The organism is Inquilinus limosus DSM 16000, assembly GCF_000423185.1.
Lineage (GTDB): Bacteria > Pseudomonadota > Alphaproteobacteria > DSM-16000 > Inquilinaceae > Inquilinus > Inquilinus limosus.
Genome location: NZ_AUHM01000002.1, coordinates 260,206 through 287,095, shown reverse-complemented (window position 1 = coordinate 287,095; position 26,890 = coordinate 260,206). Strand labels below are relative to the sequence as shown.

General features: G+C 71.7%; 22 protein-coding genes. 11 read left to right on the top strand and 11 right to left on the bottom strand.

Going from position 1 to position 26,890, the window contains the following annotated elements:
- Nucleotides 1-9: 9 nt before the first annotated feature.
- Together G537_RS0105285 and G537_RS0105280 are read left to right on the top strand one after the other, a co-directional pair.
- Nucleotides 10-1,293 (top strand): nucleotide sugar dehydrogenase, encoded by a 1,284-nt coding sequence (locus tag G537_RS0105285; RefSeq protein ID WP_026869213.1) that lies wholly within the window; start codon nt 10-12, stop codon nt 1,291-1,293.
- Nucleotides 1,294-2,325, top strand: coding sequence for an NAD-dependent epimerase (locus G537_RS0105280; protein ID WP_026869212.1), 1,032 nt, complete (start codon nt 1,294-1,296; stop codon nt 2,323-2,325).
- Here the strand turns inward: G537_RS0105280 and G537_RS44215 are convergent, their stop codons facing one another.
- The gene (locus G537_RS44215) at nt 2,326-3,834 is read right to left on the bottom strand and encodes a hypothetical protein (protein WP_026869211.1); all 1,509 of its coding nucleotides are present in this window, start codon (nt 3,832-3,834) and stop codon (nt 2,326-2,328) included.
- 59 nt (nt 3,835-3,893) lie between these two features.
- Nucleotides 3,894-4,805 (bottom strand): helix-turn-helix domain-containing protein, encoded by a 912-nt coding sequence (locus G537_RS0105270; protein ID WP_051247925.1) that lies wholly within the window; start codon nt 4,803-4,805, stop codon nt 3,894-3,896.
- A 130-nt stretch (nt 4,806-4,935) separates the two neighbouring features.
- Here G537_RS0105270 and G537_RS0105265 point away from each other — a divergent pair, with 130 nt between their 5' ends.
- Nucleotides 4,936-5,832, top strand: coding sequence for a DMT family transporter (locus tag G537_RS0105265; protein ID WP_026869209.1), 897 nt, complete (start codon nt 4,936-4,938; stop codon nt 5,830-5,832).
- A 3-nt stretch (nt 5,833-5,835) separates the two neighbouring features.
- On the opposite strand, the gene G537_RS0105260 is transcribed toward G537_RS0105265, so the two are convergent.
- Entirely contained in the window at nt 5,836-6,261 is a 426-nt protein-coding gene (locus G537_RS0105260; protein ID WP_026869208.1) for a GFA family protein, read from the bottom strand.
- A complete protein-coding gene (locus G537_RS43515) occupies nt 6,258-6,428 on the bottom strand; it encodes a hypothetical protein (RefSeq protein ID WP_155888509.1) in 171 nt (56 codons plus the stop codon). The genes G537_RS0105260 and G537_RS43515 overlap by 4 nt, the downstream gene beginning before the upstream one ends.
- A 99-nt stretch (nt 6,429-6,527) precedes the next feature.
- On the opposite strand from G537_RS43515, the gene gcvA reads away from it, so the two are divergent.
- Both gcvA and G537_RS0105245 read left to right on the top strand, forming a co-directional pair.
- Nucleotides 6,528-7,409: a transcriptional regulator GcvA gene (gcvA, locus tag G537_RS0105250; protein ID WP_026869207.1), complete on the top strand. Its 882-nt coding sequence runs from the start codon at nt 6,528-6,530 to the stop codon at nt 7,407-7,409.
- A 178-nt stretch (nt 7,410-7,587) separates the two neighbouring features.
- On the top strand, nt 7,588-8,382 hold the full coding sequence (locus G537_RS0105245) for a DUF899 domain-containing protein (protein WP_034850670.1): 795 nt from the start codon (nt 7,588-7,590) through the stop codon (nt 8,380-8,382).
- 80 nt (nt 8,383-8,462) lie between these two features.
- Here the strand turns inward: G537_RS0105245 and G537_RS0105240 are convergent, their stop codons facing one another.
- The 4 genes from G537_RS0105240 to G537_RS0105225 form a co-directional block, all read right to left on the bottom strand.
- Nucleotides 8,463-10,475 carry a class I tRNA ligase family protein gene (locus G537_RS0105240; RefSeq protein WP_026869205.1) on the bottom strand — a complete coding sequence of 671 codons (2,013 nt, stop codon included), beginning with the start codon at nt 10,473-10,475 and terminating at the stop codon, nt 8,463-8,465.
- A 270-nt stretch (nt 10,476-10,745) separates the two neighbouring features.
- On the bottom strand, nt 10,746-11,696 hold the full coding sequence (locus G537_RS36565; RefSeq protein ID WP_064742085.1) for a DMT family transporter: 951 nt from the start codon (nt 11,694-11,696) through the stop codon (nt 10,746-10,748).
- Between the two features lie 264 nt (nt 11,697-11,960).
- Nucleotides 11,961-13,085, bottom strand: coding sequence for a murein transglycosylase A (mltA, locus tag G537_RS36560; protein WP_034850668.1), 1,125 nt, complete (start codon nt 13,083-13,085; stop codon nt 11,961-11,963).
- A complete protein-coding gene (locus tag G537_RS0105225; protein ID WP_026869204.1) occupies nt 13,086-13,289 on the bottom strand; it encodes a DUF4169 family protein in 204 nt (67 codons plus the stop codon).
- 134 nt (nt 13,290-13,423) lie between these two features.
- On the opposite strand from G537_RS0105225, the gene G537_RS41920 reads away from it, so the two are divergent.
- Nucleotides 13,424-16,615, top strand: coding sequence for an AsmA family protein (locus G537_RS41920; RefSeq protein ID WP_081688596.1), 3,192 nt, complete (start codon nt 13,424-13,426; stop codon nt 16,613-16,615).
- A 63-nt stretch (nt 16,616-16,678) separates the two neighbouring features.
- Here G537_RS41920 and G537_RS45370 read toward each other — a convergent pair whose 3' ends face one another.
- Nucleotides 16,679-20,365, bottom strand: a complete 3,687-nt coding sequence (locus G537_RS45370) for a beta strand repeat-containing protein (protein ID WP_026869202.1) — start codon at nt 20,363-20,365, stop codon at nt 16,679-16,681.
- A gap of 305 nt (nt 20,366-20,670) precedes the next feature.
- Here G537_RS45370 and G537_RS0105210 point away from each other — a divergent pair, with 305 nt between their 5' ends.
- Entirely contained in the window at nt 20,671-21,546 is an 876-nt protein-coding gene (locus tag G537_RS0105210; RefSeq protein ID WP_026869201.1) for a hypothetical protein, read from the top strand.
- A gap of 132 nt (nt 21,547-21,678) precedes the next feature.
- On the opposite strand, the gene G537_RS0105205 is transcribed toward G537_RS0105210, so the two are convergent.
- Complete coding sequence (locus G537_RS0105205) at nt 21,679-22,242, bottom strand: cupin domain-containing protein (protein ID WP_081688595.1); 564 nt, start codon at nt 22,240-22,242, stop codon at nt 21,679-21,681.
- A 139-nt stretch (nt 22,243-22,381) separates the two neighbouring features.
- Between G537_RS0105205 and G537_RS0105200 the strand changes: the two genes are divergently transcribed.
- The 4 genes from G537_RS0105200 to G537_RS0105185 are packed head-to-tail and all read left to right on the top strand — an operon-like array spanning nt 22,382 to nt 25,840.
- A complete protein-coding gene (locus G537_RS0105200; RefSeq protein WP_155888507.1) occupies nt 22,382-23,149 on the top strand; it encodes an ABC transporter substrate-binding protein in 768 nt (255 codons plus the stop codon).
- Nucleotides 23,150-23,157: 8 nt separating this feature from the next.
- Nucleotides 23,158-23,811, top strand: a complete 654-nt coding sequence (locus G537_RS0105195) for an amino acid ABC transporter permease (protein WP_026869198.1) — start codon at nt 23,158-23,160, stop codon at nt 23,809-23,811.
- Nucleotides 23,808-24,539 carry an amino acid ABC transporter ATP-binding protein gene (locus tag G537_RS0105190; protein ID WP_026869197.1) on the top strand — a complete coding sequence of 244 codons (732 nt, stop codon included), beginning with the start codon at nt 23,808-23,810 and terminating at the stop codon, nt 24,537-24,539. Before G537_RS0105195 ends, G537_RS0105190 begins: the two co-directional genes overlap by 4 nt.
- A gap of 14 nt (nt 24,540-24,553) precedes the next feature.
- Nucleotides 24,554-25,840, top strand: a complete 1,287-nt coding sequence (locus tag G537_RS0105185) for an NAD(P)/FAD-dependent oxidoreductase (protein ID WP_026869196.1) — start codon at nt 24,554-24,556, stop codon at nt 25,838-25,840.
- Nucleotides 25,841-25,984: 144 nt separating this feature from the next.
- On the opposite strand, the gene G537_RS0105180 is transcribed toward G537_RS0105185, so the two are convergent.
- Nucleotides 25,985-26,860 carry an SMP-30/gluconolactonase/LRE family protein gene (locus G537_RS0105180; RefSeq protein WP_051247921.1) on the bottom strand — a complete coding sequence of 292 codons (876 nt, stop codon included), beginning with the start codon at nt 26,858-26,860 and terminating at the stop codon, nt 25,985-25,987.
- Nucleotides 26,861-26,890 lie beyond the last annotated feature (30 nt).

Genomic DNA, 26,890 nt, shown 5'->3' with positions numbered 1-26,890 from the left:
GATCGGACGATGACGACCGAACGCATCGCCGTGATCGGGCTCGGCTATGTCGGGCTGCCGGTGGCGCTGGCCTTCGCCCGGCGCTTTCCCGGCACGATCGGCTTCGACATCGACCCCGCCCGCGTCGCCGCCCTGCGCGACGGCCATGACGTCACCGGCGAGGTCGAGGCCGCGGAGCTGGCCGCAGCCGACCTCACCGTCACCGCCGATCCGGCGGACCTGGCCGGCGCCAGCTTCTTCGTCGCCACCGTGCCGACCCCGATCGATTCCGAGCGCCGGCCGGATTTCGGGCCGCTGCTGCGCGCCTGCGAGACCATCGGCCGGGCGCTCAGGCCCGGCGCCGTGGTGGTGTTCGAGTCCACGGTCTATCCCGGCGCCACCGAGGAGGTGTGCGGCCCGGCGCTGGCCCGCGCCTCCGGCCTCAGCGCCGGCACCGACTTCGCCCTGGCCTATTCGCCGGAGCGGATCAACCCCGGCGACCGCGAGCACCGGCTGGAGCGGATCGTCAAGGTCGTCGCCGGCCAGGACGCGGCGACGCTGGAGCGGGTGGCCGCCGCCTATGGCGCGATCGTCCCGGCCGGCATCCACCGGGCGCCGTCGATCCGCGTGGCCGAGGCGGCGAAGGTGATCGAGAACACCCAGCGCGACCTCAACATCGCCCTGATGAACGAGCTGGCGATGATCTTCGACCGGCTGGGCCTGCGCACCGCGGAGGTGCTGGAAGCGGCCGGCACCAAATGGAATTTCCTCAGGTTCCAGCCTGGCCTGGTCGGCGGCCATTGCATCGGCGTCGATCCGTACTACCTCACCGCCAAGGCCGAGGCGGTCGGCTACCGGCCGGAGATGATCCTGGCCGGCCGCCGCATCAATGACGGCATGGGCGCCTTCCTGGCCGGAAAGCTGGTCAAGGTGCTGGCGCGGCAGGGCTGCACCATCCTCGGCGCCAGGGCAGGCATCCTCGGCCTGACCTTCAAGGAGAACGTGTCCGACCTGCGCAACAGCCGGGTGCCGGACATCGTGGCCGAGCTGCGGTCCTACGGCATCGAGCCGCTGGTGCACGACCCGCTGGCCGATCCGGACCGGGCGCGGCGGGAATACGGGCTCGACCTCGCCGGCCTCGACGCGTTCCGCGACCTCGACGCGCTGGTGCTGGCGGTGCCGCACCGGGCCTATCTCGACCGGCCGCGCGAGGAATTCTGGGCTTGCCTCAAGGATGGCGGCCTGGTGATGGATGTGAAATCGGCGCTGGATCCGGCCAGGGTGCCGCCCCGCCTGGCCTATTGGAGTCTCTAGATGCCCGCCCCGGTCCCCACCGCCGAGCCTGTTCTGGTCACCGGGGCCGCCGGCTTCATCGGCTTCGCCTTGGCCCGGCGGCTGCTCGAGTCCGGGCGGCGGGTGGTCGGGATCGACAATCTCAGCCCCTATTACGACGTGCGGCTGAAGGAGGCACGGCTGGCGCAGCTGGCCGGGCACCCCGGCTTCGCCTTCCGCCGCCTCGACATCGCCGACCGGCCGGGCGTGGCCGGGCTGTTCGCCGAGGTGAAGCCGGCGCTGGTGGCGCATCTCGCGGCCCAGGCCGGGGTGCGGCATTCGCTGAGCCACCCCGAGACCTATGTCGACGCCAATGTCGTCGGCTTCCTCAACGTGCTGGAAGGCTGCCGCCACCACGGGGTGCGCCACCTGGTCTTCGCCTCCTCCAGCTCGGTCTACGGCGCCAACACGGCGATGCCGTTCTCGGTGCGCCAGAATGTCGACCATCCGCTCAGCCTCTACGCCGCGACCAAGAAGGCGAACGAGCTGATGGCCCATTCCTACAGCCATCTCTACCGCCTGCCGGTCACGGGCCTGCGCTTCTTCACCGCCTACGGCCCCTGGGGCCGGCCGGACATGGCGATGTTCCTGTTCACCCGCGCCATCCTGGAAGGCCGGCCGATCGAGGTGTTCAACCACGGCCGGATGCTGCGCGACTTCACCTATATCGACGACCTGGTCGAAGGCGTGGCCCGGGTGCTGGACCGGGTGCCGGCGCCCGACCCGGACTGGTCCGGCGACCGGCCGGACCCGGCCTCCAGCGCTGCGCCCTATCGGCTCTACAACATCGGCAACACCCAACCGGTGGCGCTGCTGGACATGATCGCGGTGCTGGAGCGGGCGCTGGGCCGCGAGGCGCAGAAGATCTTCCGCGACCTGCAGCCGGGCGACGTGCCCGAGACCTATGCCGATGTGGCGGAGCTGGAGGCGGCCGTGGGCTTCCACCCGACGACGCCGATCGAGGTCGGCATTCCCCGCTTCGTCGAGTGGTACCGCGGCTTCTACGGGGTGTGATCAGAGCGGCTTCGGGACCAGCGCCTGGACATCGGCGCCGTTGACCAGGACCTTGCCGGACGGGTCGATCACGATGTCGTAGTCGCGCGCCGACCGGCCGTCGGGCAGCGTGGTCTGCCGGCCCAGCACCTGCAGTACGCTCAAGCCCGCCGCGATCTGGCTGGCCTGCGGATCGGCCTGCAGCGCCTTGACCAGCCCGTCGATCCCGGTCAGGCGCATCTGGAGCTTGCCGGCCGAGCCCAGGACGGCATCGGGACTCATCACAATCTCGCCTTTGAGATCGAGCGCCCCGCCCGGCGCGGTGAGATGGACGCCGTCGACACGGAAGCGCGTGCGCGATTCAAGCATCCATTGCGCGTCGTCCTCGGGGGTGTGCTCGCCCGGGAGCATCTGCTTGGAGAGGATCGTCCAGAGCGGCGCATTGTCGATGGAGATCTGAGCGGTCGCTTCGACCGGAACCCAATCGGCATAGGCGGTCAGCGGCTCGACTGCCAGCCCCTTGCCGTCAAGCCGGGCGCTGATGCGCACACCATCCCGGCCGAAATCGCTAGCCGCGGCGCCGAAATCCAGCGATTCCGCCTTGACTCGGACCGTTGGCGTCGAGGCGGCCAGTCCCTGGACTCTGATCTCCTGGCGGCTATCGGGCCCTACGCTACCGAGGAGGCTCTCCAGTAAGGCTTGCACCGCCGGATCATCGTCGGGTGCCTGGCCGGTCACCCTCGCGTCTCCGGCAAGGCGCTTGGCCAGCGCGATGGCCGATGCGCTCAACGCCACCACATCGGTGCCCTGGCTCCCAGCCTCGTACACGATCCGGTCGGCGCTGACCATGCCGGTTCCGGCCGGCGACGGTCCCGCCAAGCCCTCCAGGACGATGCGGGACGTGAGGTCGGACCGCCTGTCCTCCGCAGCTCGCCGCGTGCCGGATACCGTCAGCCGCTTGATCGTCGGCTGCGGCGTAGGGGCATAGCCCTCGGCAGCGCTGGCATTGATGCCCTTCTCGAAAGTGACTTGGTTCAGGATGATTTCATGCGATGCGCTGGGCCGATCCCCCAGCTCGATGGTACCCGTCGTTTCCTGGCTCTTGGCGACCAGCCGCAGAGGCGGCTCATCGGTCCATTCCAACCGGCACGAGAGCGTATCCTCGGCGGTGAGGGAAAACGAGCCAGGCCGGATCGGGGCCGCGCGAAGCCGGCTGGTGGTGCAGAACAACACGGTCGGGCTGAACAGCCCCCCGAAGCCTCGGGACAGCAGGGCCCGGGTGCCGGGAGAGGAGATCCGATAGCCGGCACCGTCCGGTTCGACCCGCCAGCGGCCGATCGACAGGGTGGCGGGCAGGCGCCACACCAGATAATTCGCCTCTTCCGGACCCAGCGGCACCCCCGAGGCGACCCAGGCCTCCAGCACCGCCTTCAGCTTCGCCGCTTCCTCGGGCGTCGCCTGACCCAAAGCCGGGCCGGCCGCAGCCGCAAATGCCCCGAGACCCAAGGCCAGGTGCAGGATTCGCCGCATCGTATTGCTCCCCCGTTTCCGCCACTATGGCTCCGGCCCGGGGGCGGGTGAAGCCGGATTCAGCCGCGCACCGCGGCCCTCCACGCCCCGGGCGGACCGCCGAGGGCGGCGCGGAAATGCCGGGTCAGGTGACTCGGATGGGTGAAGCCGCAGGCGGCGGCGATCTCGGCCAGCGGCCGGTCGCTCTCGGCCAGCAGCCGGCGGGCGCGGTCGAGCCGCCGGGCCAGGACATAGGCGTGCGGCGGTAGCCCGACCGAGGCGCGGAACATCCGGGCGAAGTGGTACTCCGACTGGCCGGCCACCGCCGCCAGCCGGCCGAGCGTCAGCGGCTCGTCCAGCGCCGCCTCGACGAAATCCAGGACGCGGCGGCGGATATGCGGGGCCAGGCCGCCGTCGAGGGCGGGGGAGGGGCGGCGGCGCAGCCGGCGGCCGGCGAGATGGGCCAGCAGCTCGTGCCCGGTCTGGGTCGCGGCCAGCCGGGCGCCGGCGTCGCCCCAGTCCAGCCGGATCAGCCCGGCCATCAGCCGGGCCGCGTCCGGGTCGTCGAAGAAGGTGTCGTCCGGCAGCGTGGTCTCGCGGATGTCGGCATCGTGCGCGGCGGCGCCGGCCGCGGCCAGGGCGCCGGCATCGAAGTAGAAATGCAGGAAGCGCATCGGCCGGCTCAGGATCCAGTGCGATTCATGCTCGGCCGGCAGCAGGCAGAACCGGCCGGGGCCGCCGAAGCGGCCGGGGAAGCCGATGCGCTGGGTGCCTTCGCCGCCCTCCAGATACAGGCTCAGCGTGTGGTGGCCGGGGCTGCGGTAGCCGGTGGTGTCGTGGGCATTCCACCACTCCGCCAGGGTGAAGCCGTCGCCGATCTCGACCGTCCGCTCCAGCACCGCGCGCGACGAGGCCAGCGCCGCGACCACGCCGTAGCGCGCCGCCAGCCGCTGCAGCTGGGCGTTTCCGATCCTCGGGCTGTGCCGGTCCATGGTGCGGTCAGGTTAGACCCGCGCCGGGCCGCGGGCCAGGGGCGGCGCCGAAACTGCGCAAGGATGTGCAATCGCGGGCGGGGCCGGCGGGCGCAGGATCAGGGCCGAGACCCGGAACCCCGATGCCGCCATGACCGCCGCCCTGTACCTGCTCGTCGTCCTGATCTGGGGCACCACCTGGATCGCCATCCACTACCAGATCGGCCCGGTGCCGGTGGAGCTGTCGATCCTCTACCGCTTCGCGCTCGCCGCCCTCGTGATGTTCGCGCTGCTGCTGGTGACGCGCCGGCGCGAGAGGCTGCAGGCCCGCGACCATCTGGTCTGCCTCGGCCAGGGGCTGGCGCTGTTCAGCGGCAATTTCCTCTTGGTCTATCACGCCTCCGCCCACGTCCCGAGCGGCCTCGTCGCCGTCGCCTTCTCCACCGGCAGCGTCTGGACCGCGCTGTTCAGCCGGATCGCGCTGGGCCAGCCGCTGAAGCCGCGCGTCCTCGCCGGCGGCGCCGTCGGGCTCGCCGGCCTCTGGCTGCTGTTCGGCATCGATCCGGCGCAGCTGGATCTCGAGATGCTGTACGGCCTCGCCCTGGCGCTGGCCGGCACCATGGGTTTCGGCGTCGGCAACGTCCTCGCCGTGGTGCACCGCCGCCGCGGCCTGACGCCCTGGACCACCACCGCCTGGGGCATGCTGTACGGCACGCTGATCCTGCTGGCCGTGGCGCTGGCCCAGGGCCTGCCCTGGCGCTTCGACCCGTCGCCCGCCTATGTCGGGGCGCTGCTCTACCTCGCCGTGCCGGGCTCGGTGGTCGCCTTCCTGGCCTATCTGACGCTGGTCGGCCGCATCGGCGCCGACCGCGCGGCCTATTCCACCGTGCTGTTCCCGCTGGTGGCGCTGAACGTCTCGGCGCTGCTGGAAGGCTATGTCTGGACCGCGGCGGCGGTGGCCGGGGTGGCGCTGGTGCTGCTGGGCAATGTGCTGGTCTTCGCCAAGCTGCCGGGGCGCCGCAACGGCGCCGCGCCGGCCCGGGCGTAGGGGCTATAAGCCGCTCGGCGGCCCGTCATCCTCGTGGGCCGGCAGGCTCTCGTCGATCGCGTGCCAGGGCAGGCGCGTGCCGATCCAGGCGTGCTGGCGCGGCCGCAACGCCAAAGGGTCGTCCAGCGTCGCCAGGGTGACGCCCATGGTCTTGCCCTCGGGCTCGAAGCCCTCGAAGGCCAGCGGCGAGCCGCAATCGGCGCAGAACCAGCGCCGCCCCTTGGGCGAGGAGCGGAAGCCGCGCGGCTCGCCCTTCGTCCAGCGGAAGCCCTCATAGGCGCCGGTGGCCCAGGCCACGGCCGGGCTGCCGGTGCCTTTCTGGCACATCCGGCAGTGGCAGTAGTCGACCGAATGGACCGGCCCATCGTGACGATAGCGCACGGCGCCGCACAGGCAGCCGCCTTCGAGCGGCAGCGGGGCGGCGCTCACGGCCGGCCGATCACCATCGGCCGCCGCGACGGGCGGCTGCGGCGCCGGCCGATCGGCAGCGGCGGCAGGATCTCCGGCGCCGTGCGGCACTCCACCGGCCGCACCGGGGCGCGGCGCGGGGCCGGGGCGAAGACGGTGAGATAGGCGTCGAGCAGATGGTGGAACATGGTCGCCTCCTGGGCTCGATCCGACTCTGCCGCCTCGGCCGCCTGGGCGCAAACGCCGTTCCCTTGCGGCATCTGTAAGGAAAAGTTACAGATTGAGCCATGCGCCCGCTGCCGCCGCTGAACGCCGTCCGCGCCTTCGAGGCCGCCGCCCGCCGCGGCAGCTTCACCGCGGCCGCGGCCGAGCTCGGCGTCAGCCACGCCGCGATCAGCCGCCATGTCCGCGGGCTGGAGGCGCGGCTGGGCGTGCCGCTGCTGCTGCGCGACGGCCGCGGCCTAGCGCCGACCGAGGCCGGACGGGCCTTCGCCGCGGTGGTCGCCGACGCCTTCGACCGGCTGTCCCAGGGCATGGTCGCGATCGCGGCCGAGGCCGGGCGTGGCCGGCTGCGCCTGTCGGTCGAGCCCGCCTTCGCCGGGCGCTGGCTGGTGCCGCGGCTGGGCGAGTTCCGGAAGATCCACCCCGCGATCGACATCGAGCTCGACCCGACCAACCGGCTGGTCGACCTCCGGGCCGAGCAGACCGACCTCGCCATCCGCTACGGCCCCGGCGGCTGGACCGGCGTGGTGGCCGAGGCGCTGGTGCGGGTGATGGACTACCCGGTCTGCGCCCCGGCCCTGGCGGCATCGCTGCGGCGGCCGGAGGATCTGCGCGGCCAGACCCTGCTGCACGACGAGAGCGCCCAGACCTGGGCGCTGTGGCTGAAGGCGGCCGGCGTCGAGGGCATCGACGCCACCCGCGGCCCGCGCTTCCACGACGTGGCGCTGGCGCTCGACGCCGCCATGGCCGGCCAGGGGGTGGCGATGGGCGACGACGTGCTCTGCGCCCGCGACATCGCCGCCGGCCGGCTGGCGCGGCTGTTCGACGTGTCGGTGCCGCGCAGCTGGTACTGGCTGGTGATGCCGGAGGGCCGCCGCCTCTCCCCCGCCGCCGGCGCCTTCCGCGCCTGGCTGCTGGAGGGGTTCCCGCCGGTGGAGGAGGGGTAGGCGGGCACGCGCCGCGTCCGTGATCAGCGAGCCCGTCGGATTCCCGCCACGTTTGTCACTCCCCACTGTCCGATCTCCGGCACCAATCTACCTCACGACCAACACCGAGCGACGAGCGGCGAATGGCATCGCGCGTCAGCCGTGAGGCGCGGGAATTCGCCCAGATCAGGAGGGAGGCATGACGACATCAGCCGAGACCGGACGGACAGGCGGGCAGCCCGCCATGCGCACGCCACCGGTCGTTTCGCCGCAGGCGTGGGAGGAGGCCCGCCAGCAGCTGCTCGTGAAGGAAAAGGCCCTGACCCGCGCCCGTGACGCCCTGGCCGCCGAGCGCCGGCGAATGCCGTGGATGGCCGTCGACAAGGCCTATGAGTTCGAAGGGCCTGCGGGCAAGGTCAGCCTGCTCGACCTGTTCGACGGCCGCCGCCAGCTGATCGTCTACCGCGCCTTCTTCGAGCCGGGCGTCTTCGGCTGGCCCGACCATGCCTGCCGAGGCTGTTCGATGGTGGCCGACCAGGTCGCCCACCTCGCCCATCTGAACGCCCGGGACACCACCCTCGTCTTCGTCTCGCGCGCGCCTCAGGCGGACATCGCGCGGCTGAAGGCGCGGATGGGCTGGACGATGCCGTGGTTCACGATCACGGACAGCTTCGACGCCGATTTCGGCGTGGACGAATGGCACGGCACGAACGTGTTCTACCGCGACGGCGACCGCGTGTTCCGCACCTACTTCATCAACAACCGCGGCGACGAGCAGATGGGGGGCACCTGGAACTACCTCGACATCACGCCGCTGGGCCGGCAGGAGGTCTGGGAGGACTCGCCCGAGGGCTATCCCCAGACTCCGACCTACAAGTGGTGGAACTGGCACGACAGCTACGTCGAAGGCGCCGCGCCCGACAAGAAATGGGTCGAGGTGTCGGATGCCGGAGAGGCGGCCTTCCGGAACCAGCAGACGGACACGAAGCCGTGAGCCGGTGAGGGGCGCGCTCACCTCGGGCGACCCGTCATCGCGAGGCGCGGCCCCGGGCCTCGCCCTGACGACAACGCTGGTCAATTCGCTGATCCGACCGGCCGCGTCACGAAGTTCACCAGCCGGTCGGGCACCGCGATCTCGCGCAGCACCTCGCGGCGCTGCAGCAGCGCCGCCACCTTCGGATCGGCCCGGGCGGCGGCGATCAGGGCCGGGCCGTCCAGCCCGGCCGGGCCGCGGATGTGGTGTCGCACCTTTCCGTCCAGCTGCACCGCGTAGTCGCGGCTCTCCTCCCGTGCCAGCTCCGGGTCGAAGCCGGGCCAGGGGGCGTGGGCCAGGCTGTCCGGATGGCCCAGCGTCCGCCACAGCTCCTCGGCGATGTGCGGGGCGAAGGGGGCCAGCAGCAGCACGAAATCCTGCACCACCGCGCGCGGGCGCGGGTCGGCCGCGGCCAGGACCCGGGCCAGCTCCATCAGCCGGGCGATCGCGGTGTTGAAGCGCAGCGCCTCGATATCGGCGGTGACGGCGGCGACCGTGGCGTGGCGCAGCCGCAGCAGCCCGGCCGAAGGCTCCACATCCTGCACCGCCGGATCCAGCCGGTCGTCCTCGCCGCAGACGATGCGCCAGGCCCGGTCCAGGAAGCGGCGGATCCCGGCCACGCCGTCCGTCTGCCAGGGCTTCGCCGCCTCCAGCGGGCCCATGAACATCTCGTACAGGCGCAGCGCGTCGGCGCCGTGCTCGGCCACCACCGCGTCCGGATTGATCACGTTGAAGCGGGACTTCGACATCTTCTCGGCCTGCCGGATCAGCGGCACGGAGCCGGCATAGGGTTGGCCGTCCCGCTCCTCCACCGCCGCCGCTTCGTAGTAGCGGCCGGAAGCATCGCGGTAGGAGGGGGCCAGGATCATCCCCTGGTTGAACAGCCGCTGGAACGGCTCCGGCGTCGAGACCACGCCGATGTCGTACAGCACCTTGTGCCAGAACCGGGCGTACAGCAGGTGCAGCACGCCGTGCTCCGCCCCGCCGACGTACAGGTCGACCGGCAGCCAGTACCGCTCGGCCTCGCGGCTGACGATCTCGCGGTCGTTGCGCGGGTCCAGGAAGCGCAGATAGTACCAGCAGCTGCCGGCCCATTGCGGCATGGTGTTGGTCTCGCGGCGTGCCGGGATGCCGGTGCCGGGCACGGTGGTCTCGACCCAGCCGGTGGCGCGGGCCAAAGGCGGCTCGCCGCCCGGCGCCGGGGCATAGTCGTCCAGCTCCGGCGGCAGCAGCGGCAGGCTGTCCTCCGGCAGCGGCACCACCGATCCGTCGGCCAGGTGCAGCATCGGGATCGGCTCGCCCCAATAGCGCTGGCGCGAGAACAGCCAGTCGCGCAGCCGGTACGTGACCCGGCGTGTGCCGTCCTCTCCCACCTCCTCGGTCCGGCCGATCCAGTTCCGTTGCAGCGCCTTGATGCCCTCCGGCCAGTCCAGCCCGTCCAGATCGGCCAGCAGCCGGTCGGCATAGGCGGTGATGCGCAGCATCCATTGCCGCATCGGCCGCTGCACCACCGGGTCGCCGGTCTCGACATAGCGGCCGTCCTTCACCTCCTCATTCGCCAGCACCGTGTTCTGGGCCGGGCACCAGTTGACCGCGACCTCGGCCTGATAGGCCAGGCCGCGCTCGACCAGCTTCAGGAAGATCCATTGCGTCCAGCGCACGAAGCCGGGATCGGTGGTGGCCAGCTCGCGGTCCCAGTCGTAGGAGAAGCCCAGGCGCCGCACCTGGCGGCGGAAGGTCTCGATGTTGCGCCTTGTGGTGACCGCCGGGTGGATGCCGGTGCGCATGGCGTAGCGCTCGGCCGGCAGGCCGAAGGCGTCCCAGCCGATCGGGTGCAGCACGTTCCAGCCGGCCATGCGCTTGTACCGGCAGACGATGTCGGTGGCGGTGTAGCCCTCCGGATGGCCGACATGCAGCCCGGCGCCGGAGGGGTAGGGGAACATGTCCAGCGCGTAGAACTTGGGTTTCGCCGGGTCGATCTCCGCCCGGAAGGTGCGGTTCTCGTCCCAATAAGCCTGCCATTTCGGCTCGATCGCCTGCGGATCGTAGGCCATCCGTGCCTCCTTGCCCGTGGAGAGGGGAAGCTACGGCCGCCGGCGGACCTCCCGCCGACGGCCGTCGGGAAGTCGGGAATGGCTGGGGGCGGGCCGCGGTGCGGCCTGGATGGCGATGATCATGGGACGGATCGCAGCAAAGGGGGACGAATGCCGGACGCAAAGGTCCGGCCGGCTCAGAAAGCCGGAATGCTAAGTCGTCCCGAAACTGTGCGGTTGATCGTCATGGCTAGGCCAGCATGGCGGATTCCGGCCACGCCGCCAAGCCCGCTAGCTGGTCTTGATCGGCGAGGGGACCGAGGCCACGGCGGCGGCCGGGGTGGCGTTCTGGGCCACCGGCGCCCGGCGCACCGTCTCGCGGTGCAGGATGTAGAGGCCGCTGGCGACGACGATGGTGCAGCCGACCAGCATGGTCGGGTCCGGCACGTCCTGCCACAAGAGGTAGCCGGAGACGACGCCCCAGATCATCTGGCTGTACTGGAACGGCGCCACCACCGCGGCCGGCGCCTGGCGGTAGGCATTGGTGACGAAGAGATAGGCGGTGCCGCCCAGCACGCCGCCAATCGCGATCGCCAGCAGGTCGTGCAGCGCCGGCATCACCCCGCCGAAGGCCAGGATCATCAGCCCGGTGGCGGCCGCGGTGGTGGCGTTGGCGTAGAAGCCGAAGGAGATCCGGTTCTCGCTGGCGATGAAGCGGCGCAGCAGCAGGAAGCCCAGCGCGTTGACCACGGCGGAGAACAGCGCCCCCAGCACCGCCGGGTTGGCCATGCCGGCGCCCGGCCGCAGCATCACCATGACGCCGATGAAGCCGACCCCGACCGCGGTCCAGCGCCGCCAGCCGACGGATTCGCCGAGGATCGGCACCGACAGGGCGGTGATCAGCAGCGGAGCGCAGAACAGCACGGCGTAGACGTCGGCGATCGGCATCTCGGCATAGGCGTGGAAACAGGCGAAGGATCCCGCCAGCCCCATCGCCGACCGCGCCCCGTGCAGCCAGGGCCGGCGGGTGCGCAGCTGGCCGAGGCCGCCGGTCAGCTGGGCGTAGGCCAGCATCGGCAGCAGGCCGAAGACCGAGTTGAGGAAGATCACCTGATGCAGCGGAAAGCCGGCGGAGACCCACTTCACCGCGGTGTCCATGCAGGTGTAGAGGGCGAAGCCGAGACAGGCGAAACCGATGCCCGCGGCGACGGAGGCGCGGGGCTGGGCGAGCGTGAGCGTCATGGAGGCGGCGGCCGGCATAGGGCGGCCTCGAGGCCGCGACCCTCACATTACGGCCGGCGAATCGGCCGCGCCATTGCGCGCCGCGCATCGCCTGCCTTCGATTCGTGCAGGACTGGCCGCCTAAGTTTTGCCGTTATGGCTTGCGCGTCGGGCAATTGATTGCCGTCATTGCGAGAAGCGAAGCAATCCAGGGCAGCTTGCACAGGCCCCTGGATTGCTTCGTCGGCTTCGCCTCCTCGCAACGACGAGGAGAGAGGACCGCGCCTAAGACCCCGGCGTCGTCAGGCCGAGGGTGGCGCGGGGCACCAGCATATAGGCCCGGCCCTCGGCGTTCATGGCGCTGGACAGGGCGCCGGCTTCGTGCCCCTCGCCCCAGTACAGGTCGCCGCGGATCGGGCCGCGGATGGCGCCGCCGATGTCCTGGGCCAGCACCAGCCGGCGCAGCGTCCGGTTCGGCACCGTCGGGTCGTCCTCGATGTCGAGCCAGATCGGCGTGCCGAGCGAGATGTAGTCCTTGTCGACCGCCAGGCTGCGGCCCGGCGTCAGCGGCACGTCATGCGCCCCGATCACGTCCTCGGCCGGCTTCTCGCGGAAATAGACGTAGCTCGGGTTCTGGTTCATCAGCCACTGAGCCCGGTCGGGATTGGCCGTCATCCAGTTGCGGATGTAGCCCATCGACATCTCGTCCAGCGTGGCGATGCCGGCATCGACCAGCACCCGGCCGACCGCCTTGTAACGCTGGCCGTTCTGGCCGTCGAACTTCAGCCCGATGACGCTGCCGTCGGTCAGACGGACCTTGCCGGAGCCCTGGATCTCCAGGAAGAAGGCGTCGATCGGGTCGTCGACCCAGACGATCTCGTAGCCGCGGCCGTCCAGCACGCCGCGGGCGATCTCGGCCCGGCTTCGGCGCCGGTCGCGGTCGCTGGACGGGGTGCGGTAGAGGGGCGTCTGGAAGGCGCCGCCGCGCACCCGGCTGCCGTTCAGCTCGGGCGCGAAATAGCCGGTGAAGCGGCCGTACTGGCCGCCGTCGAAGCCGGTCAGGGCGACCGGGGTGAACCAGGTCTCGAAGAAGCGGCGGGCCTCGGCCTCGTCATGCGAGGTCAAGCGGTGGGCGGCGTCGCAGATCGGCTGCCAGTCCTCGACCGGCCCGTCGATGCCGTTGTAGTTCAGCCGGGTGCCCGGCGGCTTGGTCAGATAGATGCTGCAGGTGTTCCACAGCGCCGGCAGGGCCGCGGCGACGTCGTCCTGCTGCCAGCCCGGCAGGTGCTGGAAGTCGGTGGCCATGCCGCCGGTGCCGCCACCCTTCGGCGGCCGGGCGGAGCCGGCGCAGCCGGCCAGGATCAGCCCCAACACTGCGATCAGGGCCGCGACACGGATCGTCGGACGCATTTACGCGGCGCCTCCGTCCGGATTCTCGTCCTCTTCGATATGGTGGCCTTCGTGCTGCCGCGCGTCGCGCTCCGCCGCGTCGGCGTCACGCCGCTTCTCCGCCCCGGTGCGGCCGAAGCGGACGCGGTTCTCCTGCGCCTTCGCCTCTTTCCCGGCGCGGGCCTTGGCCTTGCGCGCCTGCCGCAGATTGATCACCTCGCCCATCGATCCGCCTCGCTCCCTCCATGGACCGACACTAGCCCAAACGGAGACGGGGGATAAGATCGCAGTCGCATGACGGTCCCGGCGTTTGGCTCAATCCTGATTTGTATTGTGATTCCCGTGGGCAATTTCCGATCATGCGCCGGAGTCGCAACCCCGACGACGCCTGCAGCGCCTTGAAGAAACTCGCCTTCGGTCTCCTCCTCGTCCTCGCCCTGCTGATCGCCGCGGTGCTGGTGGTGCCGGGGCAGATCGACTGGACGCCCTATCGCGGCCGGATCGCCGAGGAGATCGGCGTCCTGACCGATCGGGCGGTGACGATCGACGGGCCGGTCTCGTTCGAGATGCTGCCGATGCCGCGGCTGTCGGCCGGCGACGTCCGGGTCGCCAGCGTGCCGGGCGCCACCGTGCCGGACCTCCTGGCCGCGACCGGCGTCGACCTCCGGGTCTCGCTGCTGCCGCTACTGCTGGGCCGGATCGAGGTCGAGAGCGTCACCTTCGAGCAGCCGAGCGTGGCGCTGGAGACGCTGCCGGACGGCCGGCGGTCCTGGGACGGTCTGGGCGAGGGCATCGGCCGCCGGCTGGTCGCCGTGCGCGCCGCGATGCGCCAGGGGTCGATCCTGTGGCTCGACCGCCGCGCCGGCCGCCAGCTCGCCGTCCAGGCGGCGGACATCAGGCTGGCCGCGCCCGGCCAGGGCGGCCCGGTCTCGATCACCGGCACCGGCGTGGTCGCCGGCGTGCCGATGCGGCTCGACCTCGCGGTGCAGCCGCGCTCGCCGCTCGGCGCCCTGCCGGTGACGGCGACGGTCGGGCTCGACGCCGCCGAGGCGCGGTTCGGCGGCCTGCTGCGGCCGGATGGCGGCCTGCAGGGCGACCTCTCGGTGGTCGGCAAGGATCTCGACGCCAGCCTGGCGCGGATCGGCGTCAAGCTGCCCGCCTCCTCGTCCCGGCCCGGCGTCTTCGCCCTGCGCGCCACGGTGCAGGTGGCGGCGGATCCGGTGGGCGCCGAGCGGGTCGAGTTGACCGACCTGACCGCCGATCTCGGCGACATGCGCGCCGCCGGCGGCCTGGCCGTCACCTTCGCCGCGGTGCCGCGGGTCGAGGCGACGCTCGGCTTCAACCGGCTGGCCCTGGCCGACTGGGTCGGCGACGCCGATCCGGCGACGCTGGCCGGGCGCCTGGCCGGGGTGCTGTCGCGCAAGGCCACTCTGCCGGTCGCCGGCACGCTCGACCTCTCGGTCGCGGCGCTGGCGGTGCGCGACGGGCTGCTGCGCGACCTGCGGCTGCAGGCGACGCTGGACCCGCAGCGGATCGGCCTGACCCGCCTGGCCTTCGGCCTGCCGGGCGGCGCCTCGGCCGCGGTCTCCGGCGCCGTCCGGCTCGACGGCGACCGGCCGGCGGCGGACCAGCTCTCGGTGCAGGTCGCGGCGGAGGACCTGCGCGGCGCGCTCGACTGGGCCGGCATCGATCCCGGCGCGATCCCGTCGACGGCGCTGCGCCGCGGCCGGGTCGCCGCCACCCTGTCGGGCGACATCGCCAATCTGAAGGTCGCCGGCCTCGACGCCGATCTCGACGGCAACCGGCTGACCGGCGCCCTGACCTATGTCGGCGGCGACCGGCCCGGCATCGGCGCCCGGCTGAGGCTGAGCCGGCTCGACGTCGACGCCTATCGGCCGGCCGACGCGCCGCCGCTCTCCCGCCTGCTGTGGTCGGATGCCGGGCTGCGGGACCGCCTTCTGGCCGCGCTCGCCGGCCTCGACGTCAATCTCGACGCCACGGTCGACGCCGTCCAGATCGACGGCGCCGCCTTCGGCGGGCTGCGGCTCGAGGCGACGCTGGCCCAGGGCGCGCTGACCGTCCACAACGGCCGCATCGAGGGGCCGGGCGGGGCCGGGCTTGGCGTGACCGGCGCGATCGGCCGGCTCGCCGCCCTCGGCGACATCGACCTGCAGACCACGCTCGACGCTCCGGATCCGCCGGCGCTCCTCCGCGCGCTTCGCCTGCACGGGGTGGTGCCGACGCCGCCGGCGGGCCCGGTCAAGGCGTCGCTGCGGCTGCATGGCGACCCGGCGGCGCTGTCGGTCGACGGCTCGGTCGACGCGCTGGGCGGCACCCTGGCGCTCGGCGGCAGCATCGCCGACGCGGCGACGGCGCCGCATGTCGCGGTCAGCCTGCGCCTCAGCCATCCGGACCTGCCGGGGCTGCTGCAGCGCCTCGGCGAAAGCGGCGTCGCGGCGCCCGGCCTCGGCGGCGTCGACCTCTACGCCGATGCCGACTGGGCCGGCGGGCGGCTGCGCCTCGACAACCTGCAGGGCACGGCCGGCACGGTCTCGCTGGGCGGGACGGTCGAGCTCGATACCGGCGCGGCCCGGCCGCGCCTCGCGGTGTCGCTGCGCACCACGGCCCTGGCGCTCGACCGGCTGCTCGCCTGGGCCGGCCCGTCCGGCGATGCGCTCGGCCCGTGGCCGGCGCGGCCCTTCGATCTCGACGGCCTGGCCCGGATCGACGGCACCCTCGATCTCGACGCGGCGGCGATCTCGCTCGCCGGTTGGACGCTGGACCAGCCGGAGCTGCAGGTCCGGCTCGAGCAGGGGGGGCTGACGCTCGACCACCTCTCGGCCGGCGTCGCCGGCGGGCGGCTCGGCGCCAACGGCCGGATCGACTGGCCCCAGGGCGACGTGCAGACGCCGCGCTGGACCGCCCATGCCGATCTGGTCGATGCCGATCTCGCCACGATCCTGTGGCAGGCGGCCGGGCCGCAGGGCCTCTCCGGCCGGCTCGACCTCGGCCTCGACGTCGGCTCGGCCGGCAACAGCGTCGCCGGGCTGGTCTACGGGCTGGGCGGCAAGGGGCTGGTGGCGGTGCGCGACGCCTCGCTGGCCGGCATCGACCTGGCCGCGGTCGAGCGGCTCCTGGCCGACCCCGGGCTGCCGGGCGCCTTCCTGGAAGGGCTGCGTGCCGCCTTCGCTAGCGGCAGCACGGCGGTCCCGGCGATCAACGCCACCTTCGCCATCGCCGACGGGGTGGCGACGTCGACCGATCTGCGCCTCGCCACCAATTCGGCCGTGGGGACGGGCGGCTTCACCCTCGACCTGCCGCGCTGGCGGCTGGACCTCGGCGTCGATATCGGCTTCCGCGCCCATCCGGACGTGCCGGCGGTGGGGTTGCGCTTCGACGGCACCCCCTCGGCCCCGGTGCGGCGGCTGGAAACCCGGGCGCTGGAGGACTGGGCCGCCGCCCGCGCCGCCGCCCGGCCGACCGAGCCGACGCCGGAGGCTCCGGCCGGACCGGCCCCGGACGCGCCGGCGGAGCCGCCCCCAGAGCGCTGACCGGAGAGTCGCTCCGCCAACCGGGAAGGGCTCGGGCCACGGATGGCCCGAGCCGGCCCCGGGCTACAGCACGAAATCCGCCGCCGTCAGGGCGTGGTCGGAGGTGACGTTGATGGCCAGGTCGGGCGCCTTATCGCCGTCGACGTCGACATAGACCACCTGGAACGAGCCGGCCGTCACCACCCGCAGCTCGCCGCCCGTGCCGGTGAAGGCGCCGGTGCCGAAGATGAAGGCGGTGTCGCCGTTCGATGAATTGCCGTCCACATCGATCGCCGACAGGTCGATCCTGTCGCCGGTCGAGAAGTCGGTGATCCCGTCCTTGCCGAGGCCGGAGACCGCGCTGTCGGACAGGGCGGTGTAGACGAACCGGTCGTTGCCGGCGCCGCCCTTGAGCGCGTCGCCGCCCCCGCCGCCGGTGAGGACGTCGTCGCCGGCCATGCCCCACAGCGTGTTGGCATCGGCGTCGCCGGTCAGGGTGTCGACGAAGCCCGAGCCCATCACCTGCTCGATGCCCGAGAGCGTGTCGCCCGCGGCACCGCCGCCGGAGACGGCGCCGGTGGCCAGATTCACCGACACCCCGGCGGCCGAGCCGGCATAGCTGGCCGTGTCGATGCCGGCCCCGCCGATGATCGTGTCGGCCCCGTCGCCGCCCTCGATCGTGTCGTTGCCGTCGCCGCCGTCGATCTGGTCGTCGCCGGCGCCGCCATAGATGTTGTCATGGCTGGCCTCGCCGAAGACCCGGTCGTTGCCGGCGCCAACGTCCACCGAGTCATTGCCGGCGCCACCACGGATGGTGTCGAGGCCGTCGCCGCCGACCAGGCGGTCGGCGCCGTCGCCGCCGCTGAGATCGTCATCGCCGCCTTCGCCGGAGAGCGAGTCGTCGCCGCCATTGCCGACGATCATGTCATTGCCCAGCTCGCCGCCGATAACGTTGCGGGCATTGTCACCGGCCAGTTGGTCGTCGTGGCTCGACCCGTACAGGTTCTCGATGCCGGTCAGCGTGTCCCCCGCGGCGTCGCCGCCCGAGGTGGCGCCGGTCAGCAGGTTGACCGACACTCCCGCAGCCGAGCCCTGGTAATTGGTGGTGTCCAGGCCGGCGCCGCCGACCAGGGCATCGGCGCCCGCGCCGCCGCGGAGGAAGTCGTCGCCGTTGCCGCCGGTCAGCGTATTGGCCGCGGCGGAGCCGTACAGCCGGTCGCTGAAGGCCGAGCCGAGGACGATCTCGATGTCCCGCAGCGTGTCGCCCTGGGCATCGCCGCCCGTGGCGGTGCCGGCTGCGAGGTTGATCGTGACGCCGGCGGCGGACCCTACATAGCTTGCCGTGTCGGCGCCGGTGCCGCCGTTCAGCACGTCGGCCCCGGCGCCGCCTTCGAGCACGTCGTTCCCGGCGACTCCGCTGAGGGTGTTGGCCCCGGCATTGCCGGTCAGGGTGTCGGCCTGGTTCGAGCCGCTGACGCCCTCGACGGCGTTGAAGGTGTCGCCCTGGGCATCGCCGCCCGTCGCGGTGCCGGTCGCGAGGTTGACCGTGACGGCCGCGGCGGAGGCGATGTAGTCGGCCGTGTCGGTGCCGGTCCCGCCCTGCAGCACGTCCGCGCCGCCGCGGCCCGACAACACGTCGTCACCGGCGCCGCCGTTCAGGATATTGACTCCGGCATCGCCATTGAGCAGGTCGGCGAAGGCCGAGCCGGTGAGGTTCTCGATGCTGCTGAAGCTGTCGCCCGCGGCATCGCCGCCGGTCGCGTTGAAGGTCGAGAGGCTGACCGTGACGCCCGCGGCCGAGGCGGCATAGCTCGCCGTGTCGGTGCCCGCGCCGCCGATCAGCGCATCGCCCCCCGCGCCGCCCTGGAGCACGTCGTTGCCGTCGGCGCCGTCCAGGATGTTGGCTCCGGCATTGCCGGTCAGGCTGTCGGCCTGGTTCGAGCCGGTGAGATTCTCGATGCTGTCAAAGTTGTCGCCGGTGGCATCGCCGCCATTGGCGGTGTTGGTGGCGAGATTGATCGTGACGGGCCCGGAAGCGGCAAAGTTGGCCGTGTCGCTGCCGGCACCGCCGCGCAGGGTGTCCGCGCCGCCGCGGCCCGCGAGCACGTCGTCGCCGGCGCCGCCATCCAGGATGTTCGCCCCGGCCTGGCCGTTGATCGTGTCGGCGAAGGCCGAGCCGATGACGTTCTCGATGCTGCTGAAGCTGTCGCCCGCGGCATCGCCGCCCGACGCTGTGTTGCTCGAAAGGCTGAGCGTGACGCCCGCGCTAGAGGCGGCGTAGGAGGCGGCGTCGGTGCCGTTGCCGCCCTGCAGCGCATCGGCGCCACCGCGGCCCTGGAGCGTGTCGTTGCCGTCGCCGCCGGCCAGGACATTCGCCCCGGCATCCCCGGTCAGCGTGTCGTTGAAGGTCGAGCCGGTCAGGTTCTCGATGCCGGACAAGGTGTCGCCCGCGGCATCGCCGCCCGAGCCGGCACCATTGACCGAGACCACGACCGCGGCGGCCGAGGCGGTGTAGCTCGCCCTGTCGATCCCGGCGCCGCCGTCCAGCGTGTCGGCCCCGGCGGCGCCCTGGAGCGCGTCGTCGCCGTTGCCGCCGGTCAGCACATTGGCCACGGCGCTGCCATTGAGCGTGTCGGCGAAGGCCGAGCCGGTGACGTTCTCGATCGAGATCAGCGAATCGCCCTGGGCGAAACCGCCGGTGTTGACGTTGGCCAGCAGGTTGATGCTCACCGCCGCGGTGGACGCGGCATAGGTCGCCGTGTCGGCGCTGAAGCTGCCGTTCAGCACGTCGGCCCCGGCGCCACCATCGAGCAGGTCGCTGCCCCCGCCGCCCGCCAGGACGTTGACGCCGGCGCTGCCGGTCAGCACGTCATCAAAGTTGGAGCCGGTGACGTTCTCGATGCTGTTGAAGGTATCGCCCTGGGCATGGCCGCCGGATGCGGTCGAGGTGGCCAGGTTGACGGTCACCCCGACGCTGGAATCGGCATAGCCGATGGTGTCGGTGCCGGCGCCGCCGTTCAGCGCGTCGCCGAGCCTGCCGCCCTCGAGATAGTCGTTGCCGTTCCCGCCGTTCAGCGTATCGGTGCCGTTGCCGCCGATGCCGCTGAAATTGTCGCCGTAGAGCTGGTCGTTGGCATCGAGGCCGTTGAGCGTGTCGTTGCCGCTGCCCCCGGCCAGGATGGTGTTGACGGCCTGGTTGGCGGTCTGGATGTCGTTGAAGCCCGAGCCCAGGACCCATTCGAAACCGGAGAGGGTGGCGCCCCCGGTCAGGGTCCCGGTCAGGGTTCCGGCGGCCAAGTTGATGGTGAGGGCGGCGCCCCAGGAGCGGCCGTCGAGGATGTCGGCGCTCCCGGTGCCGCCGTCCAGCGTGTCGCCGCCGCCGCTGAGCTGGATGTAGTCGTTGCCGCCGCCGCCGCTGATCACGTTCTTCCCGTTGTCGCCGGCGAGCTGGTCGATGAAATTGCTGCCGATCAGGTTCTCGAACCCGCTCGCGGTATCGCCCTGGGCATCGCCCCCTTGGGCGAAGGCGTTCAGGGCCACCCCGACGCCCGCGGTGGCGTTGGCGTAGGAGAGCGTGTCGATGCCGGCGCCGCCGCTCATGACATCGGCGCCCGCGCCACCCGAGATGGTGTCGTTCCCGCCCAGGCCGCTGAGCGTGTCGTTGCCGGCGCCGCCATTGATGATGTCGATGCCGTCCGGATTGGCCGCGTCGGCTGGATCGGTCCCGGTCAGGGTGTCGGCGCCGGCGGTGCCGTTGAGGGTCTGGGTCACCGCATGTCCTCCTGCTGTCGCGTTGTCGCCGCCGGCTTCTGGGGGGAGCGGCCGGGCTGTGAAATGCACCCAGCTGGCCGGGACTCAGAATGAGACAGATTTAGCAGACGTTTTGCATATTATGTTAGGCAAAAAGTCATCTCGATCGATGGGTTTGGATGCTGTGAACGGCGGATACCCGGCAGTTGATGTCCGCTCCGCAGCAGGGTCAAAAAAAGCCAGGAGGAGATGCGCAGCGGCAGTGCAGAACGTGGTTGACACAATGTTCATTGCGCGGCCGCTGCAATTCGTTCATGATATGTTCTATGAACGTGGCCGCATCAGATCTCGACGTCCAGGGCTATTGCCGCAGCCTCGCGCTGCAGCAGATCCAGATGCTCACCCGCCTGGCCGAGATCGCCATGCAGTTGGCCGAGGCCGAAGGCATCCGCGCCATTGAAGCGCAGGCCAGGGCCGCCCAGGCCCGCGCCGCCGAGCCCAAATCCGACGAGACCGCGGTGCAGGCGGCCAGGGCCGAGGCGCAGGAGGCGGGTCTGGCCTTCAGCCGCTTCTCCCGCTCGGTGCAGCGCTCGCTGGATCTCCGCGCCCGCGCCGCCGACCGGCTCTGCGCCCGCGACAAGGCCGAGGCTCCCGACCGCGAGGCCGCCCGCAAGGCTCGCCGCGACCGCCACCGTGGGGAGGTCCGGGGCGTCATGCGCCACATGATCTGGGACGAATTCCAGGATCAGGGTCGCATCGACGCCCTCCACGCCGAGCTCGAGGAGCGGATCGAGGAGCTTTACGAGGACGAGGCGGTCCGGGTCGAGGACCGGCCGGTCGGCTCGGTGATGGCCGGGCTGGCCTGCGGCCTGGGCATCGCCGAGGAGTGGCGGCTCTGGGCGCCCGGCTGGCCGAGAACGCCGCACCCGGCCCGGCCGGCCGGCGGCGAGGCCGAGATCGAGGCAGAGCGGGCCCGGCGCCGGGCGGCCGCCGTCGCCGCCGTCGAGCGCGCCTTCACCGAGATCGACCCAGCCCGGATCGACGGGATCAGGGCCGGGCTGGCGGTCCGGCTGCAGGAGGCCGACGTGATCGAGTGGCTCGACACCGAAAGCACCTTCACCGTCGCCGACCGCCTCGCCCGTTCCCTCGGCATCGACCGCTTCCTCTGCCTCGAAGACCCAAACGCCCCCGACACCGGATGACGGGCGAGCCTTTGCTTGCCCAAAAAAACGTCGTCATCCCCGCGAAAGCGGGGATCTCGTCACGCCTCAACCGGAGGGAGATTCCCGCTTGCGCGGGAATGACGACCGAAGGAGGGCGGCCGTGCCGGCCGCTTACCGCCCGACCACGCAGTTGACCCACAGCACCACGGCCTGGGCCTCGGCCGAGGGGTTGGCGAAGCGGTGCGGCCGGCGGCTGGCGAAGCGGAAGCCGTCGCCGGCCGCGAGCGTCCAACTCTCCGCATCCACCGTCAGCGCCATCTCGCCTTCCAGCACCGTGCCGGCCTCCTCGCCGGCATGGGTGTAGAACTCGTCGCCGGTGCTGGCGCCCGGCTCCATCGTCACCAGGAACAGGCTCAAGCCCCCGTCGCCGGCCGGGCTCAGCAGCTGCTTGGTGATGCCCGACCGCCACAGGTTCAGCCCCGGCCGCTCCGCCCGGCGCATCACCACCGGGTCGGCGCCCTCCGCCGGCGCCGGGCCGAACAGCCCGGCCAGCCCGACGCCCAGGACGTCGCCGATCGTGGTCAGCACCTTCAGCGAGGGCGAGGACAGGCCGCGTTCGACCTGGCTGACGAAGCCGATCGACAGGCCGGACCGGGCGGCGACCGTCTCCAGCGACAGGCCCTGGGCATGGCGCAGCGCGCGGATGCGGGCGCCCACGGTCAGGTCGATGCTCATGCGTGATCCGGTTTCATATAGGTGAAAATCGCTTGCCAAACGCGCCCGAGTATGCCGATTTCACATAGATGAAACCACTCCGGCGTTGCGGGCCGAACCGCCCATGGAAGCCGGATCATTCCAGGACAGGGGGCAGGCGATGCGGATCGGGAGAATCATCCAGGCTGCGGCGGCCGTGCTGGCGGTCGCGACGGCGACACCGGCGGCGGCGGAGGTGCTGAAGGTCGGGTCGACCCCGACCGGCGTGCCCTTCACCTTCCTCGACACCCAGTCGAACACCATCCAGGGCATCATGGTCGACCTGGTCGGCGCGGTCGGCAAGGAGGCCGGCTTCGAAGTGCAGATCGAGCCGATGGCGTTCTCGACCCTGATCGCCTCGCTGACCTCGGGCAAGATCGACCTGATCGCGGCGGCGATGTTCATCACCCCGAAGCGGCAGGATGTGATCGACTTCTCCGCCCCGATCTACACCTATGGCGAAGGGCTGATCGTCCCCAAAGACGACACCAGGGACTACACGACCCTGGCCGACCTCAAGGGCATGACGGCCGGGGCACAGGTCGGCACCACCTTCGTCGACGCGCTGCAGGCCAGCGGCCTGTTCGCCGAGGTCAAGGCCTACGACACCATCCCCGACATCCTGCGAGACGTGAATGCCGGGCGGCTGGCCGCCGGCTTCGCCGACTATCCGATCCTGGCCTACAATCTGAAGGACGGCGCCATCCCCGGCGTGCGGCTGGTCGAAAGCTACAAGCCGACGTCGATCGGCTCGGTCGGCATCGGCCTGCGCAAGGGCGACCAGGCGCTGCGCGACAAGGTCGACGCGGCGCTGGCCAAGCTCAAGGCCGACGGCACCATCGACCGCATCCTCGGCAAATGGGGTGTGAAGCCGCAGGGCGCCTCCTGAGCCCGGCGATGCAGAGCTTCCTTCGAGACGCGGCCGAGTTCCTGCCGATCCTGCTGCAGGGCGTCGGGCTGACCCTGCTGGTCACCTTCGGCGCGCTGGTGCTGTCGACCCTGCTGGGCCTGGTCTGGGCCGTGCTGCGGGTCTCCGGCATCGGCGTGCTGTCGGGGCTCAGCGCCACCGCGGTCAACGTGATCCGCGGCATCCCGATCATCGTGCAGCTGTTCTACCTCTATTTCGTGATGCCCGATCTCGGCCTGTCGCTGACCGCGCTGCAGGCCGCCATCATCGGCCTCGGCGTCGCCTATTCGGCCTATCAGGCGGAGAATTTCCGCGCCGGCATCCAGGCGATCGACCGCGGCCAGATCGAGGCGGCGCAGTCGATCGGCATGGGCTGGGGGCTGACCATGCGCCGGGTGATCCTGCCGCAGGCGGTGCGGATCGTGCTGCCGCCCTACGGCAACATCATGATCATGCTGCTGAAGGACAGCTCGCAGGCCTCGACCATCACGGTGGCGGAGCTGGCGCTGCAGGGCAAGCTGATCGCCTCGGCCTCGTTCAAGAACACCAGCGTCTTCACCCTGGTGGCGCTGATGTATCTGGCGATGAGCATCCCGCTGATCCTGCTGGTCCGGCATTTCGAGAAGAAGGCGGGCAAGCCGTGATCGAGCTCAAGGGCGTGCGCAAGCGGTTCGGCGCGGTCGAGGTGCTGAAGGGCATCGACGCCTCCGTGGCCAAGGGCGAGGTGGTCTGCATCATCGGCCCCTCCGGTTCCGGCAAATCGACCATCCTGCGCTGCATCAACGGCCTTGAGACCTATGAGGACGGCGAGATCCTGGTCGAGGGCCGGCGGGTCGACCGCGCCGCGCGGTCGATCGTCGAGATCCGCACCCGCGTCTCCATGGTGTTCCAGCGCTTCAACCTGTTCCCGCACCGCACCGCGCTGGAGAACGTGATCGAAGGCCCGGTCTTCGTGAAGAAGCAGCCGCGGGCCGAGGCGGCGGAGCGCGGCCGGGCGCTGCTGGCCCGGGTCGGCCTCGCCGACAAGGCCGAGGCGCGGCCGGCCCAGCTCTCCGGCGGGCAGCAGCAGCGCGTCGCCATCGCCCGGGCGCTGGCGATGCAGCCGCAGGCGATCCTGTTCGATGAGCCGACCTCGGCCCTCGACCCCGAGCTGGTGGGTGAGGTGCTGGCGGTGATGCGCGGCCTGGCCGAGGACGGCATGACCATGGTCGTGGTCACCCACGAGATGGGCTTCGCCCGCGAGGTCGCCGACCGGGTTCTGTTCATCGACGGCGGCGTGATCGTCGAGCAGGGGCCGGCCAAGTCCGTGCTCACCCAGCCGAGTCATCCGCGCACGCAGGACTTCCTGCGCCGGGTGCTCCACCCGCTCTGACATCGAGGCGAGACGTGGCCGACTACTTTCCGCTCGAACCCTCGCTCTGGGCCGCCACCGCGGCGCCCGCGCCCGAGACGCCGCCGCTCGGCGATGCGACGGCTGCGGATGTCGCGATCATCGGCGGCGGCTATGCCGGGCTGTCGGCGGCGCTGCACCTGGCCGAGCGCGGCGTGCGGCCGGTGCTGCTGGAGGCGAGGCAGATCGGCTTCGGCGGCTCCGGCCGCAACGGCGGCCAGGTGATCCCGGGGCTTAAGCACGATCCGGACGCACTGGTCGCGATGTTCGGGGCGGAGCGGGGCGGCCGGCTGATCGACTTCGCCGGCGGCACCGCCGATCTGGTCTTCGACCTGATCGAGCGCCACGGCATGGATGTGCCGTACCGGCGCGAAGGCTGGATCCAGGGCGCGCATTCGCCGGAGGGGCTGGCGGAGGCCGAGGCGCGGGCCACGCAATGGGCGAAGCGCGGCGCGCCGGTGCAGCCGCTGGATAAGGCCGCGATCGGGCGGCTGCTCGGCACCGACCGCTATCTCGGCGGCTGGCTCGACCGGCGCGGCGGCGGCATCCAGCCGCTCGACTATGCCCGCGGCCTGGCCCGGGCGGCGCTCAAGGCCGGCGCCGCGATCCACACCGGCACGCCGGTCACCGCGCTCGACCGGGCGGAAGGGCGCTGGCGGCTGCGCACGGCCGGCGGCGCCGCGGTGACGGCGGACCGCGTCCTGCTCTGCACCAACGGCTATTCGAAGGGGCTGTGGCCGCGGCTGGAGCAGACGATCATCGCCGCCAACTCCTTCCAGGTGGCAACGCGGCCGCTGACCGATCGCGAGCGTGAGACGGTGCTGCCCGGCGGTCATGTCAGCTCCGACACCCGCAAGCTGCTGCTCTATTTCCGGCTGGACCACCAGGGCCGGCTGCTGATGGGCGGCCGCGGCCCGTTCCGCGAGCCGAAGGGCGCCTCTGACTGGGCGCATCTCGAGCGCGTCGTCGGCAAGCTGTTCCCGCAACTCTCCGGTATCGCGATCGAGCATCGCTGGTGCGGCCGGGTGGCGGTGACGCGGGACTACCTGCCGCATCTGCACGAGCCTGCGCCGGGCCTGCTGGTCGACATCGGCTGCCAGGGCCGCGGCGTCGGGCTGCAGACCGCGATGGGCCGGGCGATGGCCGAATACGTCGCCACCGGCGATGCCGGCGCCCTGCCGCTGCCGCCGGCGCCGATCCAACCCCTGCCGCTGCACGCCCTGCACCGGCTCTACGTCTCCGCCGTCATCACCTGGTACCGGATGAACGACGGAGGGCTTTAAGAAGGGCGTGGCCTCCCCTCACCGTCATGGCGAGCCCCGCAGGGGCGTGGCCATTCAGAAATCGAGCCGCTGATGGCCGTGTCGGCTTCGCCTCCTCGCCATGACGGTGTGGGAGGGGCATCAGCGGTTCGGTTGAGAACTCCGCTACCCCGCGAAGTGGCTGCCCGGCAGGCCGCGGCCGGCGTCCTTGATCGCGAACAGTCCGCCGGACAGAGGGTGCTGCTTCAGCGCCGCCTCCGACATTCCGGCCCGGGCGGTGGTGACGTAGAGCGTGGTCAGGCCGGGGCCGCCGAAGGCGCAGCTGGTGACATGCGGCGCCGGGATCGCGATCGCGCGGTCCAGCGTGCCGTCGGGGCGGAAGCGGCTGACCCGCGACCCGCCCCAATGCGCCACCCACAGATGGCCGTCGCGGTCAACCGTCATGCCGTCCGGAACGCCGTCATCCTCGGCGAAGATCACGAAGGGGCGCCGGTTGGAGATGGCGCCCGTCGCCAGGTCCAGGTCGTAGGCATGGATCACCCGCCGCTCCGAATCCGCCTCGTAGAGGATGCGGCCGTCGGGCGAGAAGGCGGGACCGTTGGTGACGATGTAACCGTCATCCATGCGGTGCCAGCGGTGGTCCGGGTCCAGGCGGTAGAAGGCGCCGGTCGGCTCGGTGCAGCCGAAATCCACGGTCCCGGCCCACAGCCGGCCCATCGGGTCGACCTTGCCGTCGTTGAAGCGGTTGCCCGGCCGGTCCGGCTCCGGGTTGCCGATCGGCGTGACCCGGCCCTCGGGCAGGTCGATCAGGTGGAAGCCGCTGCGCAGCCCGGCCACCAGCCCGCCGCGCCGGCGCGCCGCGATGAAGCCGATCGGCTCCGGCATCGGCCATTCCGCCTGCGCCCCGGTCGTCGGGTCGAGGCGCAGAATCCGCGGCCGCAGGATGTCGACCCAGTAGAGCGCCTGCTCCTCGGCTAGCCACAGCGCCCCTTCGCCCAGCGTCGTCTCGGCCGCCCAGATGCAGACCGCGTCCTGACCCATCGCCGTTCCTTCCCGCGTTCGCGCCGGCCG